We start from the raw sequence: 18879 nt of genomic DNA, 5'->3' as shown, positions 1-18879 counted from the left end.
GTGCGTGGACCGTGCCCCCGGGCCTATGGGCGCGGGGGTTTTGGCGCGGGTCGTGTTCTCGGGTCGCGGTGGGGGCGCCGCCCCTTGCCGGGGGCGGGGAAGGGGGTGCGTGGGTTCTGGCTCTGTGCTGTTGGGGGTGGGTGGTTTCGGGTGGTTTGGGTTCTTTGATCGTGGTGGTGGGCGGGGCTTGTCCGGAGGGGCGGGGCCGGGGGTCGTGGGGCGCGGGCAGGGAAGGGGGAGACGGAGGTGAGGCGGGTGCTTGTGGTGTGGTGTCCGGATTGGCCGGTGACGGCGGTGGGGATCGAGGCGGGGGTGGCGGGGGCGGTGCTGGCCAGGAGAGGGGCGTCGGAGCGGGTGGCGGCGTGCACGGCGGCGGCGCGGGCCGCCGGGGTGCGGCGCGGGCAGCGGCGGCGCGACGCGCAGCGGCTGTGTCCGGATCTCGTCGTGGTCGAACGCGACCTCGACGCCGAGGGGCGCGCGTTCGAGGCGGTCGCCGCGGCCGTCGCCGAGCTGACCCCTCGGGTCGAGGTGGTCCGGCCAGGGGTGTGCGCGATCCCCGCGCGCGGCGCGGCCCGGTTCCATGGCGGCGAGGAAGCGCTGCGGATCACCGTGCAGGACGCCGTGGTCGAGGCGGGGCACGACTGCGGGGTCGGGATCGCCGACGGCATGTTCACCGCCGAACTCGCGGCGCGCAACGGCGGTGGCGGGCTCATCGTGCCCGAGGAGGGGGCGGCGGAGTTCCTCGCGCCCTTCCCCCTCGGCGTGCTCGCCGGGGCGGTCCCGGACTGGGACTCCCTCGCCGATCTGCTCGTGCGCCTGGGCGTCAGATCCCTCGGTGAGTTCGCCGCGCTGCCCGTCGACGACGTCGCGGGCCGGTTCGGTGCGGCGGGGGCGCTCGCGCACCGGCTGGCGCGCGGCCGGGAACCTCGGGACGTCGCGCCGCGCGCGGGCCTGCCCGACCTGACGGCGGTCCGCACGTTCGATCCGCCCGCCGCCCGCTCCGACGAGGTGGTGTTCGCCGCCAAGGCCCTGGCCGACGGCCTGCACGCGGGTCTCGCCGCCGAGGGCCTGACCTGCGTGCGCCTCGGCGTGGAGGTCGAGTTCGCCGACGGCGGCGTGTCCGAGCGGCTCTGGCGGCACGACGGGTTGCTGTCGAGCCCGGCCGTCGCCGAACGGGTCCGCTGGCAGCTGTCGGGCTGGCGGCTTCCCGCCGCGGGCCGGGGTGCTGCGGGGGAGATCGCGGGTGGGGAGACCGCGGGTGAGGACGCGGTGTGGGGCGGGGTGAGCGCGCTGCTGCTCGTGCCCGACCAGGTGGTGCCCGACACCGGGACCCAGCGCGCGTTGTGGGGCCGCGACGGCGACGGCGCGCGCGGTGAACTGCCGGAACGGGTGGCGCGCGCGGCCGACCGGGTCCAGGCGATGCTCGGCCATGGCTCGCTCACCCGCCCGCACCTGACGGGCGGGCGGGGTCCCGGGGAGCGGGTGCTGCGGGTGCCCCTCGGCGACATGCCGCTGGAGACCCGGCCGGAGGGTCCCTGGCCCGGGGCGCTGCCCGCCCCCGCGCCCTCGGTCGTGCCACCTGAGGCGCGGCCGGTCACGGTTCGCGCCGCCGACGGTTCCCCGGTGACGGTCTCGGCCCGGTGCGTCCCCTCGGCCGCCCCGGCCCTCGTCGTCCTGCCCGACGGCACAAGCCACCGCGTCCTGTCCTGGACGGGTCCCTGGCCCGCCCACGAACGCTGGTGGGACCCCGATACGTCCCGTCGCCTGGCCCGCTTCCAGATCCTCACCCCACGCGGCGCCCATCTCCTCACCCTGCAGAACAGCTCCTGGACCCTGGAGGCCTCCTATGAATGACCCCCGCGGAACTCCCCGCCCCGCCCCCTCCGCCCACCCCGACCCGTTCCCCGTTCTCCCCGGAAGGACGAACGTCCCTGCCGGCCCCGGCCCAGGCGGTCTTCGTGCTCGGCCTGGCAGGCCGTTCCACCTTGGCCGCCCGAGTTCTGGCGGGCCGTGTGCGAGGTCCGGTGGGCTGGTCGGTCTTGGTCGCTTTGGCCGTGAGGGGTTCTGTGCTCGGTGCGGCCTCGGTGAGGTGCATGCCGGTCGGGTGGCGGACCGTCGCCGCCCGGTTCGCCGTGGACGCATCGGTGCGGACCTGACGGGTGCGGCCTTGCCTGTCCTGCTTCGGGATGGTTCCGCGACTTTTGGTGGGCTTCGTGTCGGTGCTGGGCTTGGTCGGCCCGGTCTCGGTGGGGGGAGGGCCGGTGGGGTTTGAGAATCCGGCGGTTCCTTGGAAGGAGTTCGCTGATCGGGTGGGGTGGGGCGGGAAGGGGGTGGCCGCGAGGGCCGGGCTGCCTGCGGGGGAATGGGCGGCTGAGGAGTTCGTGCCCGGGGAGGTGGAGTGGGCTGAGCTGCACTGTCATTCTTCGTTCAGTTTTCTGGACGGGGCGAGTGACCCTGCGGCGCTGGCCGAGGAGGCCGCGCGGCTGGGGGTGGGGTATGTGGCGATCACCGATCACGACGGGATGTACGGGGCGGTGCAGTTCGCGGACGCGGTCAGGAGGGCGGGGATCCGGGGGGTGTACGGGGCCGAGCTGAGCCTGGAGATGTCGGGAGCGCGGGCGGGGCAGGCGGATCCGGACGGGTGGCATCTGCTGGTGCTGGCGCGGGGGGCGGAGGGGTACCGGCGGCTGTGCGGGGCGATCACGCGGGCGCAGCTGCGCGGTGGGGAGAAAGGGCGTCCGGTCTATGACCTCGACGAGTTGAGCGAGGCGCACGACGGGCACTGGGCGGTGCTCACCGGATGCCGGAAGGGGCCGCTGAGCCGGGGCATCGGCCTTGCCGAGCTGGGGGAGCGGTTCGGCCGCGGCAATGTCCTCGCCGAGCTGATCGACCACCGCATGCCCGGTGACGACCCGCGCAACGACGCCCTGTACGCCGAGGCGAGGAAGCTGGGGTTCGGGGTCGTCGCCTCCAACAACGCGCACTACGCCGCGCCGGGTCCGGAGGCGCGCCTCGCCCAGGCGCTCGCCGCGATCCGGGCGCGGACCCCGCTGGACGAGATGGAGGGATGGCTGCACGCGGCGGGCACCGCCCATCTGCGGACGGGCAAGGAGATGGCACTCCGCCTCGCCCGTTTCCCCGGGGTGCGGGAGGCGACGGTGGACCTGGCGAAGTCCTGCGCGTTCGACTTCAAGGCCGATCCGCCGGGTCTGCCGCGCTGGCCCGTCCCCGCCGGCCACACCGAGGCGTCCTACCTGCGGAAGCTGACGTACGACGGGGCGGTGCGGAGGTACGGCCCGCGGGAGGCCGAGAAGACCCGGGGCGCCTGGGCGCAGATCGACCGGGAACTCGACGTGATCGAGGGCCTGGGGTTCCCCGGCTACTTCCTCATCGTCCACGACATCGTGGCGTTCTGCCTGGACAACGACATCCTGTGCCAGGGCAGGGGGTCGGCCGCCAACTCCGCGGCCTGCTACGCCCTCGGCATCACCGGGGTCGACGCCGTCCACCACCGGCTGCTGTTCGAGCGGTTCCTGTCGCCCGGACGGGACGGGCCGCCCGACATCGACCTCGATATCGAGCACAAACGTCGAGAGGAGGTCATCCAGTACGTCTACCGGAAGTACGGAAGGGAGTGCACCGCTCAGGTGGCCAACGTCATCTCCTACCGGCCCAAGATGGCCACCCGCGACGCGGCCCGCGCGCTCGGCTACTCCCCGGGCCAGCAGGACGCCTGGTCCAAGCAGGTCGACTGGCGGGATCCGGTGAACAATGACGTGATCCCCGAGCAGGTCACCGATCTCGCGGTGCGGATGGGCAGGCTGCCGAGGCACCTCGGCATCCACTCGGGCGGCATGGTCATCTGCGACAGGCCCGTCGGCGAGGTCTGCCCGATCGAGTGGGCGACGAAGGAGGACCGCAGCGTCCTCCAGTGGGACAAGGACGACTGCGCCTCGGCCGGGCTGGTGAAGTTCGACCTCCTCGGCCTCGGCATGCTCTCGGCCCTCGCCGACTGCTTCCGTCTGGTGGCCGCCCACCACGGCGAGCGGTACGACCTGGCGTCCCTGCCGCAGGACGACGCGGCGGTCTACGACATGCTGTGCGACGCGGACTCCGTCGGGGTCTTCCAGGTAGAGTCCCGCGCCCAGATGGCGACGCTGCCCCGGCTGCGCCCCCGCACGTTCTACGACCTGGTGATCGAGGTCGCGCTGATCCGTCCCGGCCCGATCCAGGGCGGTTCGGTGCATCCCTACCTCAAGCGCCGCAGAGGCGACGAGCCGCCGGAGATCCCGCATCCGCTGATGGAGAACGCGCTGCGCCGCACCCTGGGCGTCCCGCTGTTCCAGGAGCAGATGATGCAGCTCGCGGTGGACTGCGCGGGGTTCACCGCGCAGGAGTCCGACGCGCTGCGCCAGGCGATGAGCTCCAAGCGGGCGCCCGAGCGGATCGAGCGGCTGCGCGCCCGCCTGCTGGACGGGATGGCGGAGCGGGGCATCGCCCGCGAGATCGCCCTCGACGTCTACGACAAGATCCTCGGGTTCTCCAGTTTCGGGTTCCCCGAGTCGCACTCGCAGTCGTTCGCCCATCTGGTCTACGCGAGCTCCTGGTTGAAGCGGCATTTCCCCGCGGCGTTCACCGCGGCGCTGCTGCGCAACCAGCCGATGGGGTTCTACAGTCCGCAGTCGCTGCTCGGCGACGCCAAGCGGCACGGGGTGACGGTCCGGCCGGTGGACGTCAACGCCTCGGCGGTCCTCGCCACCCTGGAGGAGCCGCTGCCGCCGGTGCGGACGCATCCGCACGGCCCGTCCCGGCCGCAGCCGGCGATCCGGGTGGGGCTCGGCTCGGTCCGCGATCTCGGCCCGGAGATGCTGCGGCTCCTCGAGGAGGGCAGGCCGTACGCGTCGATGGAGGATCTCGCGCTGCGAGTGCCGCTGTCGGCCGCGGCGTTCGAGGCGCTGGCGACGGCCGGCGCGTTCGACTGCTTCGGCCTGTCGCGGCGCGAGGCGATCTGGAGCGCGGGCGCGCTCGCGGGCACCCGGCCGGGCCAGCTGCCCGGCACCGCGCCGGGCGCGTCGGCGCCGGAGCTGCCGCCGATGTCCGTGGTGGAGGAGACCCTGGCGGACCTGTGGTCCACCGGGATCTCCGCGACGCATCCGATGGAGCATCTGCGGCCGCTGCTGGAGGAGTACCGGGCGCTGCCCGCCGCGGCGCTGCGCGGCGCGCGGCCGGACTCCAACGTGCTGGTCGCGGGGCTGGTGACGCACCGGCAGCGCCCGCCGACCGCGGGCGGGATCGTCTTCCTCAGCTTGGAGGACGAGACGGGCACCGCCAATGTGATCTGCCCGGCGCCGGTCTGGGACCGGCACCGGGCCGTCGGGTTGTCAGCGCAGGGCCTGCTGGTCAACGGGCGTCTGGAGCGGCGGGATGGCGTGGTGCACGTCCACGCCACCCGGCTGCGCAGGCTTCCGGTTCCCGGCCGGGTCCGCAGCCGGGACTTCCATTGAGACCGCGACCCGGTCGACGAGCATCGACCTGCCGGGCTCGGTGGCGGGTCCGGCGTCGGCGCCGTGGGCGCGGGGCATGCTGCCGCCCATCGCCACGTTGAAGATGACGAAGAAGCCCTCCCCGGACGTCATGGCGTCCCAGGCCTTCCGCCACCGCTTGCCCGGGACGTTGCCGGGCGCGGCGTCGCGGGCGATCCGGTGCACCTGCTTTCCGTCGAGGTACCAGCGCATCTCCTCGGCGTCGGTGCGCCGGTCGAACTCCAGCCGGTAGGTGTGGAATCCGGCGGAGCAGGACACCGGCGCGCATTCGGCGGACGCGCCCCGTCCGACGGGTTCACGGCAGGGCCCGCCCGCGGAGCCTTCGCCGCGGATGCCGCAGTGCACGGTGAAATGCGCGGTGTTCTCCCCGTTGACGTTCTCGACGATGTCGATTTCGCCGCCGGAGGGCCAGTTGCCCTGTTCGGGGTGCAGCCGCTGGGCCTGGTTGAGCAGCCAGAACGCGGGCCAGTAGCCGCCCGCGCGCACGCCGCTGATCTCGGGCATCCTGATCGAGGCCTCGACGGCGGTGCGGGTGCCGTCGGCGAAGCGGAAGACCTTGGCGCTGTTGATGCGCGCGGACGTCCAGGCGGTGCCGGCGCGGCGCGGGGTGAGCGCGAGCCTGCCCTTGCCGTCGGTCGCCACATTGGCGGGGTCCGCGGTCATTCTGGCGATCTCGCCGGTCCCGAACCGTTCGGGGCCGAGCCCGCCGAGCGGGGAGCGGGTGCGGTGGCCGAGGTCGGGCAGCCACTCCGGCCCGGGCCCCGTGCCCTTGGCGCCGGAGAAGTCGTCGGAGAACAGCACCCGCCAGCGCGCGGCCCCGGCCGAGGCGCTCGCCTTGCCCGGGGCCGACGCGGTCGGTTTCGCCGAGGCCGCCGACTTCTCCGTCAGGCGGGGGAGCGGCGGGACCGCAGGGGGGACGGACGGGAGCGCGGGTCCCGGCACGGCCGGTGGCGTCGCGCCGGGGAGCGCGGGCACCTCCGGTGCGGCGGGGAGCCCAGGTGAGGCCGGAAGCCCAGGTGAGGCGGGGAGCCCGGGCGAGGCCGGGAGGCCGGGCGACACGGGCAGATCCGGCGACGCGCTCGGCAGCCCCGGTGCGCCGGGCAGTCCGGGCGCGCCGGGCAGTCCGGGCGCACCGGGCAGTCCGGGCGCACCGGGCGGGCTCGGCGGCGCGGGCAGGTCGGGAACGGCGGGCGGGTCGACGGGCGGGCTCGGCAGGACGGGGACGTGCGCGGCGCCGAGCGCGGGCCGGGGCGCGGGCCGGTCGAGGGGGTCCTCCCACGCGGCGGGCGCGGCGGGCGCGGCGGGCAGAGAGTGCGGTCTGGCCTCGGCCGAGGCGGTGAAGAGTGCGGTGCCGCCGATGACCGTGCAGAGCGCGGCGGCGGCGCGGCGGGTGGGATGTCCTTCGTTGATGATTCCTCCCGGGCGGGGCGACGGACGGACGGACCGCCATCACCCTGCCCGAGAGTAATCGTGTTGACACGTAACGTCATGGCAGGAAAGTGAACCAGTTGACGTTCAAGAACTCCTGGTCGTGGTCGGTGACGAACTTGAGGTGCACGTCATGGACGCCCTTCGTCGCCGGGATCTCCGCGAGCACGTCCTCCCACTCCTGCCAGCCGCCCGTGTTCGGGACCTTGACGGTCGCGACGGGCGCGGAGTCCGCGGAGTCGAGCCGGACCTCCAGCGTGCCGCCCAGGTCGCCGCCCGCGCCGCCGGAGATCCGGGCGAGGAACTTGGTGGAGCCGCCGGGGCCGAAGTCGATGTCGTCGTAGCGCGCCCAGTCGCCGTCGGCGATCCAGCCGATGAACTCGGTCTTGCCGATGTCGTCCGCGGCGTCGGTGCGCAGGCCGGACTGGGCGGAGTACCCCTCGGCCTGGACGAACGGGGGACTCCACGCCGCGGGGGAGTCCGGGTCGAGTGTCGGCGGCGCGGGAGTCCCGGGGGTCGCGGGCCCGGGATCCTCGGGCTTCTCGGGGTTCGCCGACTCGGACGGCGCGGGCGTCGCGGTGGGCGCGGGCGCGTCAGGGGTCGGGTCCTCGGGCGCCTCGGGGGCGATGTCGCCGTCCGGGGCGCCGGCGCCGCGCGCCATCACCTTGACGTAGTCGACGAGCATGGGGTTGCCGGGCTCGGTGGAAGCCGCGATGTCGCCTCCGTTGCCGCGAGGCATGTCCCCGCCCATGGCGACGACGAAGATGATGAAGAATCCGTCGCCGCCCGTCATGTTGTCCCAGGCCTGCTTCCACTGCCCGCCGTCGGCGCCGTCCGGGGGGTTGTCGCGTTCGAGCCGGTGGGTGAGGCGGCCATCGAGGTACCAGCGCATCTCTTCGGCGTCGGTGCGCCGGTCGAGTTCGAAGCGGTAGGTGTGGTACCCGGCCTGGCAGGAGACCGGCGCGCAGTCGGCGGCGGTGCCGCGGCCGTTGTGCTCGTTGCAGGGGCCGCCCTGGTCGCCGCCGCCCTTGACGCCGCAGTGCAGGGTGAAGTGGGCCTTGTTGAGGCCGTTGACGTTCTCGACGATGTCGATCTCGCCGCCGGACGGCCAGTTCCCCTGCTCGGGGTGGAGGCGCTGGGCCTGGTTGAGCAGCCAGAAGGACGGCCAGTAGCCGAGGGCCTGGGCGCCCGCGACGTCCGGCATCTTGATCTTGGCCTCGAAGGCGGTCTGGCCGCCGTCGGCGAACTTGAAGACCTGCTCGCTGTTGATCCGGGCCGAGGTCCAGCCGCCCGCCCCGTCGGTGCGGGGGGTGATGGCGAGGTTGCCCGTGCCGTCGGTGGAGACGTTGGCGGGGTCCTTGGTCATGGCGGCGACCTCGGTGGTGCCGAAGTTCATGGGCCCGTTGCCCGCGCCGATGGGGGAGACGGTGTGGTGGCCGAGGTCGGGCAGCCAGTGGTCGCCGGGGTAGGCGTCCTTCTTCCCTCCGAAGCCGTCCTCGAACAGCACCTTCCAGCCGTCGTCGGGGGCGGCCGCGGCGCTGAGGGAGAACCCGCCGCGCCGTTCCACCACGCTCCACGCGCCGAAGGCTCCGGCGAGGACGCCGAAGGCCATGCCTGCGGCGATCATGAACTGGTAGCGGTCGCGGCCGCGCAGTGTGAGGCGGGGCAGTGCCATGGGCTGCTCCTGTCGGTCCGGGCAGGGCGCATGGGGCGGGCGGGGCCTCGGGGGAGGCTCCGCCGCTCACTATGCCCGGATGACAGGGACAACACGCCGAGAATTGGCGATGTCAATAAATGTCGCCATTCAGGCTGGCCGAAAAGCCACCATGGCGTTCGGGCGGGTGACGGTGGTCCGCCCTCGCCCGAGCAGGCCGTCAGGTCCAGCCGAAGTCCTGGGTCCAGTAGTTCTTGTACTCGCCGACGCCGAGGGCCTTCAGCTTGCAGTTGAGGATGTTCGCCTTGTGCCCGGCGCTGTTCATCCAGCCCTTCACCACGGCGGCCGCGGTCGGGTACCCGGCCGCGATGTTCTCCGCGCCGGGGTCGGTGTAGCCCTCGGCCTTGATCCGGTCCCAGGGCGAACGGCCGTCCTGGGAGTCGTGGGAGAAGTAGTCGTTGACCGCCATGTCCTTGGAGTGCTTCTGCGCGGCCCGCGCGAGCCTGGCGTTGGGCTTGAGCGCGGCGCAGCCCGCCTTGGCCCGCTCGGCGTTGGTGAGCTGGAGCACCTTCAGCTCCACCTTCGTCATTCCACCGCCCGTCGCGACCGGGGGAGGGGTCGACGGTTTGGGCTTCGGGGTCGGCTTGACGGTCGGCGTGGTCTTCGGCTTCTTCGGCTTGGCCGTGGACGGCTTGGGCGTCGGCTTCTTCGACTTCTTCTTTTTCTCGTCCTTCCCGCCGTCGGGGGACTTCCCGGTCTTCGACGGCTCGGCCGTCGGCTCCCCGGATCCGTCGACGGCCTGGGACTCCGAAGCCCGCGGGGAGGAGGCCGCGAGGTCTTCGGCGCCTCCTGAGCCGCATCCGGCGAGCAGGACGAGTGCGGAGACCGAGGCGATGAGCGCGAGCTTGGGGGTCATGTCAGCTCCAAGGGGCGAGGCGCCCGTACCGCGGCGCCGCTTCGGGAGTGGGAGAGCCGCGCGAGGGCCGGGCGACGGGGGTCACCAGTGAAAGCGGCGAGAGCGACCTTTCGTGTCACAGTGCCGTGTCACCGGTGCCGCGGGTCCCGTGCGCCCGGTCCTGTCCCGCGGGCCTACTTCCAGCCGAAGTCCTGGGTCCAGTACTTCTGGTAGTGGCCGACGCCGAGGGCCTTCAGCTTGCAGTTGAGGATGTTGGCGCGGTGGCCCTTGCTGTTCATCCAGCCCTTGACGACCGCGGCGGCGGTCGGGTAGCCGGCCGCGATGTTCTCGGCGCCGGGGTACTTGTAGCCCTCGCGCTTGATGCGGTCCCACGGCGAGCTGCCGTCCTGGGAGTCGTGGGAGAAGTAGTGGTTGACGGCCATGTCCTTGGAGTGCTTGCGCGCGGCCTTGGCCAGCTTGGTGTTGGCCTTGAGCGGCTTGCAGCCGGCCTTGGCGCGCGCCTTGTTGGTGAGCTGGAGGACCTTGCGCTCCTTGGCGGTCATCTTGTAGGCGGCCTTGGACGAGGTGGTGCGCACGGACTCCTGGCCGGAGGCGGTGCTCGGCGCGGCATGGGCCACGCCGCCGGAGAACAGGACGAGCGCACTCACGGACAGGGCAAAAGCAATTTTGGGGGTCATGTCATCTCCAAGTGCAACAAAACGGTCACAGGGTAGTACCGCTTTGGTCGTGCTGGGGTCGGGTTCGCAACAGATGCCCCACGAGGGGGTCAAGGGGGCGAGCCCCGGCAAGGGGGTCATTGTGGGCAGCGTCGCGGATAATGCTTTGCGTTACTGCCCCAGGTGCCGCCTATCCTTGGCGGTTGTGAGTTCTCCGCCCGTCCCCCAAGCCGACCTGCGCCGACGCCTGGACGGCCTCATGACGCGCGACGCCGCCCGGCTGCGCCGCCGCTGGGAGGGCACCCGCAAGATCCGCGACACCGCCAAGCGCGCGAAGGTGCAGGCCGACGTGCTGCGCCTGGTCGATCAGGCCGAGCTGCGCGTGGTGAACCGGACCGCCGCCGTCCCCAAGATCACCTATCCCGAGCAGCTTCCGGTCAGCCAGAAGAAGGACGAGATCGCCGACGCGATCCGCGACCACCAGGTCGTCATCGTCGCGGGCGAGACGGGTTCGGGAAAGACGACCCAGCTCCCGAAGATCTGCCTGGAGCTGGGCCGGGGCGTCAAGGGCCTCATCGGGCACACCCAGCCGCGCCGCCTCGCCGCCCGGACGGTCGCCGAGCGCATCGCCGAGGAACTGGACACCCCGTTCGGCGGGGCCGTCGGCTACAAGGTCCGCTTCACCGACCACTCCAGCGACGACACCCTCGTCCGGCTGATGACCGACGGCATCCTGCTCGCCGAGCTCCAGCACGACCGCGCGCTGGAGGCCTACGACACGCTCATCATCGACGAGGCCCACGAGCGCAGCCTCAACATCGACTTCATCCTCGGGTACATCAGGCAGCTCCTGCCGCGCCGGCCCGACCTCAAGGTGATCATCACCTCGGCGACCATCGACCCCGAGCGGTTCTCCCGGCACTTCGGCGACGCCCCGATCGTCGAGGTCTCCGGCCGCACCTACCCCGTCGAGGTCAGGTACCGCCCGCCGGAGGACGACACCGACCAGGCCGAGGCGATCTGCGACGCCGTCGACGAGCTCCGCCTGGAGGCGCCGGGCGACATCCTGGTCTTCCTGTCCGGCGAGCGGGAGATCCGCGATGCCGCCGACGCCCTGGCCAAGAAGCAGTACCGGGACACCGAGGTGCTCCCGCTGTACGCGCGGCTGTCCAACGCCGAGCAGCACCGGGTGTTCCAGGCGCACCGGGGCCGCCGGATCGTGCTGGCCACGAACGTCGCCGAGACGTCCCTGACGGTCCCGGGCATCAAGTACGTGATCGACCCCGGCATGGCCAGGATCTCCCGTTACAGCAGCCGGCTGAAGGTCCAGCGGCTGCCCATCGAGGCGGTCTCCCAGGCCAGCGCGAACCAGCGCAAGGGCCGCTGCGGCCGTACCTCCGACGGCATCTGCATCCGCCTGTACGAAGAGGACGACTTCGTCTCCCGGCCGGAGTTCACCGACCCCGAGGTCCTGCGGACCAACCTCGCCTCGGTCATCCTCCAGATGACGAGCCTCGGCCTCGGCGACGTCGCGCAGTTCCCGTTCATCGACCCGCCGGACCGCAGGGCCGTCAAGGACGGTTTCGACCTCCTGCACGAACTGCACGCCCTCGACGGCGAGCGGACCCTCACCGACATCGGCCGCAAGCTGGCCAGGCTCCCGGTCGACCCGCGGATGGGCCGGATGATCCTGGAGGCCGAGAAGAACGGCTGCGCCAACGAGGTGATGGTGATCGCCGCGGCCCTGTCGATCCAGGATCCGCGCGAGCGTCCCTCGGACAAGCAGCAGGCCGCCGACGAGAAGCACGCCCGCTTCAAGGACCCGACCAGCGACTTCGCGGCCTTCCTGAACCTGTGGGAGTACGTCCGGGAGCGGCAGCGTGAGCTGTCGGGCGGCCAGTTCCGGCGGACCATGAAGAACGAGTTCCTGCACTACCTGCGGATCCGCGAGTGGCAGGATCTCGTCGGCCAGCTCAAGCAGGTCGGCCGCGACCTCGGCATCAGCGCCAACACCACGCCGGGCGACCCGCTGCGGATCCATGCGTCGCTGCTGGCGGGCCTGCTGTCGCACCTCGGCCTGTTCGACGCAGAGAAGCGCGACTACCTGGGCGCGCGCGGCGCGCGGTTCGCGATCTTCCCCGGCTCGGGGCTGTTCAAGAAGAACCCCCGCTGGGTCGTCTCGGCCGAGCTGGTGGAGACCTCGCGGCTGTGGGCCCGGGTCAACGCCAAGGTCGAGCCCGAGTGGGTCGAGCCGCTGGCGCAGCATCTGGTGAAGCGCTCCTACAGCGAGCCGCACTGGGAGAAGAACCAGGCCGCGGTGATGGCCCTGGAGAAGGTGACGCTCTACGGCGTCCCGCTGGTGACCAACCGCAAGGTCAACTACGGCCGGATCGACCCGGAGATGTCGCGCGACCTGTTCATCAGGCACGCGCTCGTCGAGGGCGACTGGGAGACCAGGCACCGCTTCTTCCACGCCAACCGCAGGCTGCTGGCCGAGGTGGGCGAGCTGGAGGAGCGGGCGCGGCGCCGCGACATCGTGGTGGACGACGAGACCCTCGTCGACTTCTACGACGGCAGGCTGCCCGCCGAGATCGTCTCGGGCGCGCACTTCGACTCCTGGTGGAAGAAGGCGCAGCGGACCGAGCCGAACCTGCTGGACTTCGAGAAGTCCATGCTGGTGCACGAGACCGCGGCCGAGGTCACCGAGGAGGACTATCCGGACTCCTGGACCCAGGGCGACCTGGCGTTCAAGCTGACCTACCAGTTCGAGCCGGGCGCCGACGCCGACGGCGTCACCGCGCACATCCCGCTGCACCTGCTCAACCAGGTGAGCCCCGACGGGTTCGACTGGATGGTCCCGGGCCTGCGCCAGGATCTGATCACCGCGCTGATCCGGGCGCTGCCGAAGCAGACCCGGGTCAACTTCGTGCCCGCCCCCGACTTCGCCCGCCGCGCCCTGGAGCGGATCGTCCCGCGCCAGGGACCCCTCCTGGACGCCCTGGAGGACGTGCTCAAGGCCCTGACGGGCGTCCGGGTGGCCCGGGAGTCCTGGAACCCCCAGGGCATCCCCGACCACCTGCGGATGACCTTCCGGGTCGTCGACGAGCGCCGCAAGCGCCTCGCCGAGGGCAAGGACCTGGAGGAGCTGAAGCGCAAGCTGGCGCCCAAGCAGCAGCAGACCCTGGCCAAGTCCAGCGGGATCGAGCGGCAGGGCCTCACCTCGTGGGACTTCTCCGAGCTGCCCAGGCTGCACGAGCAGGGCAGGCTCAAGGCCTATCCCGCGCTCGTCGACCAGGGCGCGACCGTGGCGATCCGGACCTTCGGCACCGAGGACGAGCAGCGGGCCGCGATGTGGCCCGGCGTCCGGCGGATGATCCTGCTGAACGCCCCGTCCCCGGCCAAGCACCTCGGCAACGGGCTGACCAACCAGGCCAAGCTCACCCTGGCGCACACCCCGCACGGTTCGGTGCCCAAGCTGTTCGCCGACATCACCGACGCGGCGGCCGACAAGCTCATGGCCGATCATGGCGGCGTCCCGTGGAACGAGGCCGACTACCGGCGGCTGTACGACGCGGTCCGGGCCGATCTCGCCGACACCGCGGCCCAGATCCTGCACTGGACCGAAAGGGTTCTGGGGGCCTACCAGGCCGTCCAGCGGAAGCTGAAGGGGACGACGAGCCTGGTGCTGGTCCCGTCGCTCACCGACATCCGCGCCCAGCTCGACGAGCTGGTCCACCCCGGGTTCGTCACCGAGACCGGGATGGCGAGGCTGCCGGACCTCCTGCGCTACCTGCGGGCGGTGGAGCACCGGCTGGACCGGCTCGCCGAGAGCCCCGTCCGGGACCGTCAGCTCATGGCCCAGATCGCCGGGGTGCGCGGCGACTGGGAACGGGCCGGGAAGCCCGCCGACGTCCGGTGGATGATCGAGGAGTACCGGGTGAGCCTGTTCGCCCAATCGCTCGGCACCCGCTATCCCGTGTCCGACAAACGGATCAGGAAGGCGATTACCGAAGCGCGGCCCCGGAAATGACACAGGCATGTCGGGGGACGAATCGCTGGTCGAGGCCGCGCGGGCGGGCAAGCTCGATCGGCTGAGCGAGCTGCTCGCCGAGGGGGCGCCGCCGGACCGGCCGGATGCCGAGGGCACCACCGCGCTGTACGCGGCGGCGGTGGCCGGGCATACGGAGGTGGTCGGGGCGCTGCTCGCGGGCGGCGCCGACCCGAACCTGGCGAGCCTCGGCGACAGCGACGGCCTGCCGCTGTGCGGCGCGGCCTGCTGGGGCCATGACGAGACCGTCGCGGCGCTGCTGGCGGGCGGGGCCGATCCGAACCGCACCGAGTCCTTCGACTGGACCCCGCTGAAATGGGCGGCCTCCGGCGGCCACACGGGCGCGGTCTCGCTGCTGCTGCGGCACGGCGCTGACCCGAACCTGGGCACCCGGACTCCCCCGCTGCATCTCGCCGCGGGCCGCGGGGCCGTCGACATCGTCAGGCTGCTGCTGAAGGCAGGGGCCGATCCCGGGGCCCTCGACGCCGAGGGCAAGACCGCGCTGGACGCCGCGCTCCACTGGACGGGCATCGACCTCGAGGCCGAGTTGCGCCGCCGCCAGACCGAGATGTTCACCGAGCCCGGATACGAGGTGGTCGTCACCCGGACCGAGCAGGACGACGAGACCGAGCTGATCAGCGTCTCGGCGGGACGCCCCGGCGAGTTCGACGGGGCCGAGAGCGCGATGCAGACCGGCCATGGGGCCATCGCGACGATCCTGGAGCAGCGCCTCGGCGTGCGGACCCCGATGGACGAGCTGGTCAGACGGGCGATGGAGTTCCGCTATCTGCGGCCGACCGCGGCGGAGTCGCGCAGGCACGCGACGGAGCGGCCCGGCTGGAGCGAGACGGTCCGGGTGCTGCGTGAGCGACGTGACGCCGAGACCCTGGACCAGGCGATCGAGCTGGCGCACGACTCCGATCCGCTGTACCGCACGCTCGGGGTCGATGTGCTGGCCGGGCCGGAGCACCGCGCCAAGGCGCTGCCGCTGCTGCGCCGGATGGCCAGGGAGGAGACCGATCCCGTGCTGCTGCGGGCCGTGGTGCTGGCGCTCAGCGACCACGGCGACGTGGTGGCGCTGCCGGAGCTGCTCGGGCACGCCAGGCACGACGACCACCGGGTCCGCGACGCCGTCGGCTACGCGCTGACCAGGGTGTTGCCGCCGGAGGACCCGATGGAGACCGAGGAGCTGGTCCGGCTCACCGAGGACGACCACGAGTACGTGCGGGACTGGGCGACCATGTCGCTCGGCCTGCTGGAGATCGACAACCCGGAGATCCGCGAGGCGCTGGCCAGACGGCTGGACGACCCGTCGCCGGTGGTGCTGGCCGAGGCGGCGAGGGGGCTCGCCGAGCGGGGCGATCAGCGGGCCGCCGCCGGGATCCGCAGGCTGCTCGCCGATCCGGCGCTCGACAACTACACCCTCGACGTGGCGCTGGAGTCGGCCGCCCGGCTCGGTGATCCGGCGCTGCACGCCGACGTCCTGCGCTGCCGTCCGCTCGCGGAGTCGCACGGACTGGAGGCGGTGTGGCGGGAGGCGTTCCTGGCGACCTCGGAATGACGGGGTGAAGGACGCGCTTAACGCAAACCTTATGGGTGTCTGAGTCACACGACACTACCTAGCCCCCTCCGGTACGGATAGATTGATCTTTCATCTACGTCGCCGCACCGCCGTGTGCCGCGCGTCCGCCCCGTCCCCCTCCCGGAGCAGACAGGTGCCCCCCGTGCCCGACCACCCCTCGCCGGCGGCCGACCGCCTGGTCGGCAGAGCCGACGCCTTGACGGCCTTCGCCGAGGTCCTCGACCGGCCGGGCTTCACGTTCCTGTCCCTCGTCGGCGACCCCGGTGTCGGCAAGTCCCGGCTGCTGACCGAACTCGCCGCCACCGCGCGCGGCCGCGGCAGGCTCACGTTGTGGGGCAGGGCCGCGGAGTTCGACGAGGAGATGCCTTACGGCGCCGTCGTCGACGCGCTCGACGACCACCTGGAGGCCGCGCCCGACGTTCCGCGCAGGCTCGGCCCGGGAACGGTCCGCCTGCTCGGCACGATCTTCCCCGCGCTGGAGGACGCCGCGGGCGAGGGCACCGGCGCGTCCGGCCGCTACCGGCTGCACAAGGCGGCCCGCCAGCTCATGGACGAACTGGCCCGCACCGACGGCCTCGTGCTCATCCTCGACGACCTGCACTGGGCCGACCAGGCCACCGTGGAGCTCCTCGACCACCTCGTCCGGCACCAGCCGCGCGGCCAGGTGCTCGTCGCGATCGCCTACCGGCCCGTCCAGGCGATGCCGCGGCTCGGCGCGCTGTCGGAGTCCGGCGAGCGGATGACCGTCGGCCCGCTCTCGCTGCCCGAGGCGGCCGAGCTGCTCGGCCTCGACCCGGCCGCCGAGCGGTGCCGCCGCCTGTACGAGGCGAGCGGGGGCAACCCCTTCTACCTGGACGCCCTGGCCCGCGGCGAGCAGGCGGAGGACGACGTGGAGGAGTCCGACGAACTGCCTGGACCGGTCCGCGCCGCACTCCAGCTGGAGGTCAGCCGCCTGTCGGCGGGCGCGCAGGCCGCCGCGCAGGGCGCCGCGGTCGCCGCCGAGGAGTTCGACCCGGTCCTGGTCGCGGTCGCCGCCGACATCTCCGAGGACTTCGCGCTCGCCGCGATCGACGAACTCGTCGCGCGGGACGTGGCGCGGCCGTCCGCGCCGGGCCGGTTCCGGTTCCGGCATCCGCTGGTCCGCCAGGCGGTGTACGTCCAGGCGGCGGCGGGCTGGCGGCTCGCCGCGCACGGCCGGGTCGCCGCCCACCTCGGGCGGCTCGGCGCGCCCGCGGCGCTGCGCGCCCGGCATGTGGAGCGATCCGCCCGCTTCGGCGACCAGGCCGCGATCGAGGTGCTGGTGGAGGCCGCGAGGGCCGCGGCGGGCCCCGCCCCGGCGACGGCGGGGCACCGGCTCCGCTCGGCGCTGCGGCTCATCCAGCCGGGCGACCCGCAGCGGCTGGTCCTGCTCGTCGAGCTGGTCAGGGCGCAGCTGGCCAGCGGACGGCTGGACGGCGCCCGTCGCACCGCCAACGAGGTGCTCGGCCTGCTGTCGGAGGACGACCATGTGATGCGCGCGCACGCGGTGCGCGCCCTGGCCCTGGTGGAGCGCCAGCTCGACCGGCCGCAGCAGGCCCGTGCGGTGCTGCTCGCCGAACTGAAGCGGCTGCCGCGGCAGCAGACCTCGCTGGCGATCCCTTTGCGTTTGCGTTTGGTGGCCGAGAGCCTGCTGCGCAACGACAAAAGGGCTGCTCAGGCGGTCCTGGACATGATCCCGGACATAGGCCGCGACTGGCCGCCCGGCCTCGAGGTCGCGGTGGCGGCGCTGCGCGGGCTGCCCGCGCACGCGTTCGGTCGCACCGAGGAGGCGCGCCGGTTCATGGAGGTCGCCGCCCAGCAGCTCGCGCTCACCCCGGACGAGTACCTGCTGGACTGGATGGACGTCCTCACCTGGGCGGGCTGGACCGAGACCCTCTTCGGCCGGCCGGCCCGGGCGGTCGCCCATTTCTCCCGGCTCGTGGCGATCGCCAGGCCGCACGAGATGGGCTACGTGGTGGCGAACATGCTCGCCGGGCAGGCGCGCGGCCTGGTGATGACCGGCGCGCTCACCGAGGCCGCCGCGCTGGCCGAGGAGGCCGCCGACATCGCCCGGATGATCGGCTCGGGCATGCAGCTGGTGTTCGCGCAGACCCAGGGCTGCCTCGCCGCGGCCTGGTCCGGGGACACCGGCCGCGCGCTGGAGTGCGTGGCGGAGGCCGAGGCGACGGGGACGGGCGAGGGCGAGGTGTGGGGGTCGATGTTCCGGCACGCCCACGGGGTGGCGCTGCTCGCCGCCGGGCGGACCGACGAGGGTGTGGCGGTGCTGCGCGCGGCCTGCCGGGACTTCGACGACCCGGTGCTCGACCCGGCGACCCTGCTGTCGTGCGCGGAGCTGCTCGCCTGGGCCGAGGCGGGCCGCGGGGCCGCGGTGGAGGCGCGCCGCTGGGCCGACCGCGCCGCGGGCGCCCTCCAGGAGGACTGGGACTACGGCAGGGGGCTCGTCGAGCTCGCCGCGGCGCACGCCGAGCGGTCCGCGCGGCGCGCCCGCGAGGCCGCCGCGCTGCTGGAAGGGCATCCGCTGGAGCAGGGCCGCGCGCGGCTCACCGCGGGAGCGCTGGAGCAGGACCGCGACACCGCGCTGGCCGACCTCGCCGAGGCCGTCCGGGTGTTCGCCGAGCACGGCGCCGAGGGCATGCACGCCCAGGCCGTCCGGGAGCAGCGGGCGCGCGGCGTGCGGGTGCCGGTGCAGCGGGCCAGGGGACGGGCGGGCGGCGGCCCCGGGGGCCTGTCCCGGCGCGAGCTGGAGGTGGCGCTCCTCGTCGCGGAGGACTACAGCAACCAGCAGATCGCCGACAAGCTGGTGATCAGCGTGCGGACGGTGGAGACCCACCTGTCGAACATCTTCGCCAAGCTCGAGGTGACGTCCCGGGTGGGGGTCGCCGGGGCCGTCCGGAATCTCCCGCTGGGGCCGGGTCAGGAAGGTACGGGTTTCGCCTCCGGGTAAGGCGGATCGGTACGTACGAGGACGAACACCTACAAGCTCAGTGTTTCCCCCGATGTCCCCCGGGCCGGG

The 18879-nt window shown here is 72.9% G+C and carries 8 protein-coding genes and 1 pseudogene; 5 read left to right on the top strand and 4 right to left on the bottom strand.

The window, feature by feature from the left end; all coding sequences use genetic code 11:
• Positions 1–246 precede the first annotated feature (246 nt).
• Together EDD29_RS34430 and EDD29_RS34425 are read left to right on the top strand one after the other, a co-directional pair.
• Positions 247–1854: a DNA polymerase Y family protein gene (locus tag EDD29_RS34430; protein WP_123668432.1), complete on the top strand. Its 1608-nt coding sequence runs from the start codon at positions 247–249 to the stop codon at positions 1852–1854.
• Between the two features lie 527 nt (positions 1855–2381).
• The gene (locus EDD29_RS34425) at positions 2382–5504 is read left to right on the top strand and encodes an error-prone DNA polymerase (protein ID WP_246053150.1); all 3123 of its coding nucleotides are present in this window, start codon (positions 2382–2384) and stop codon (positions 5502–5504) included.
• Between the two features lie 189 nt (positions 5505–5693).
• On the opposite strand, the pseudogene EDD29_RS47340 reads toward EDD29_RS34425, so the two are convergent.
• From EDD29_RS47340 to EDD29_RS34405, 4 genes and pseudogenes are all read right to left on the bottom strand, one after another.
• Positions 5694–6206: pseudogene (locus tag EDD29_RS47340) on the bottom strand (family 16 glycosylhydrolase); the annotation flags it as partial.
• Between the two features lie 823 nt (positions 6207–7029).
• Positions 7030–8646 (bottom strand): carbohydrate-binding protein, encoded by a 1617-nt coding sequence (locus EDD29_RS34415; protein WP_123668430.1) that lies wholly within the window; start codon positions 8644–8646, stop codon positions 7030–7032.
• A gap of 199 nt (positions 8647–8845) precedes the next feature.
• Positions 8846–9541 (bottom strand): CAP domain-containing protein, encoded by a 696-nt coding sequence (locus EDD29_RS34410; RefSeq protein WP_123668429.1) that lies wholly within the window; start codon positions 9539–9541, stop codon positions 8846–8848.
• Positions 9542–9714: 173 nt separating this feature from the next.
• The gene (locus tag EDD29_RS34405) at positions 9715–10218 is read right to left on the bottom strand and encodes a CAP domain-containing protein (RefSeq protein ID WP_211360095.1); all 504 of its coding nucleotides are present in this window, start codon (positions 10216–10218) and stop codon (positions 9715–9717) included.
• 184 nt (positions 10219–10402) lie between these two features.
• On the opposite strand from EDD29_RS34405, the gene hrpA reads away from it, so the two are divergent.
• The 3 genes from hrpA to EDD29_RS34390 all read left to right on the top strand — a co-directional run bounded on the left by hrpA (position 10403) and on the right by EDD29_RS34390 (position 18810).
• A complete protein-coding gene (hrpA, locus tag EDD29_RS34400; RefSeq protein WP_123668427.1) occupies positions 10403–14227 on the top strand; it encodes an ATP-dependent RNA helicase HrpA in 3825 nt (1274 codons plus the stop codon).
• 7 nt (positions 14228–14234) lie between these two features.
• Positions 14235–15806 (top strand): ankyrin repeat domain-containing protein, encoded by a 1572-nt coding sequence (locus tag EDD29_RS34395; protein WP_123668426.1) that lies wholly within the window; start codon positions 14235–14237, stop codon positions 15804–15806.
• 163 nt (positions 15807–15969) lie between these two features.
• Positions 15970–18810 (top strand): helix-turn-helix transcriptional regulator, encoded by a 2841-nt coding sequence (locus EDD29_RS34390; protein ID WP_246053149.1) that lies wholly within the window; start codon positions 15970–15972, stop codon positions 18808–18810.
• Positions 18811–18879 lie beyond the last annotated feature (69 nt).

It is taken from the genome of Actinocorallia herbida, from assembly GCF_003751225.1.
GTDB lineage: Bacteria > Actinomycetota > Actinomycetes > Streptosporangiales > Streptosporangiaceae > Actinocorallia > Actinocorallia herbida.
This window is presented reverse-complemented; position numbering and strand designations above follow the sequence as displayed.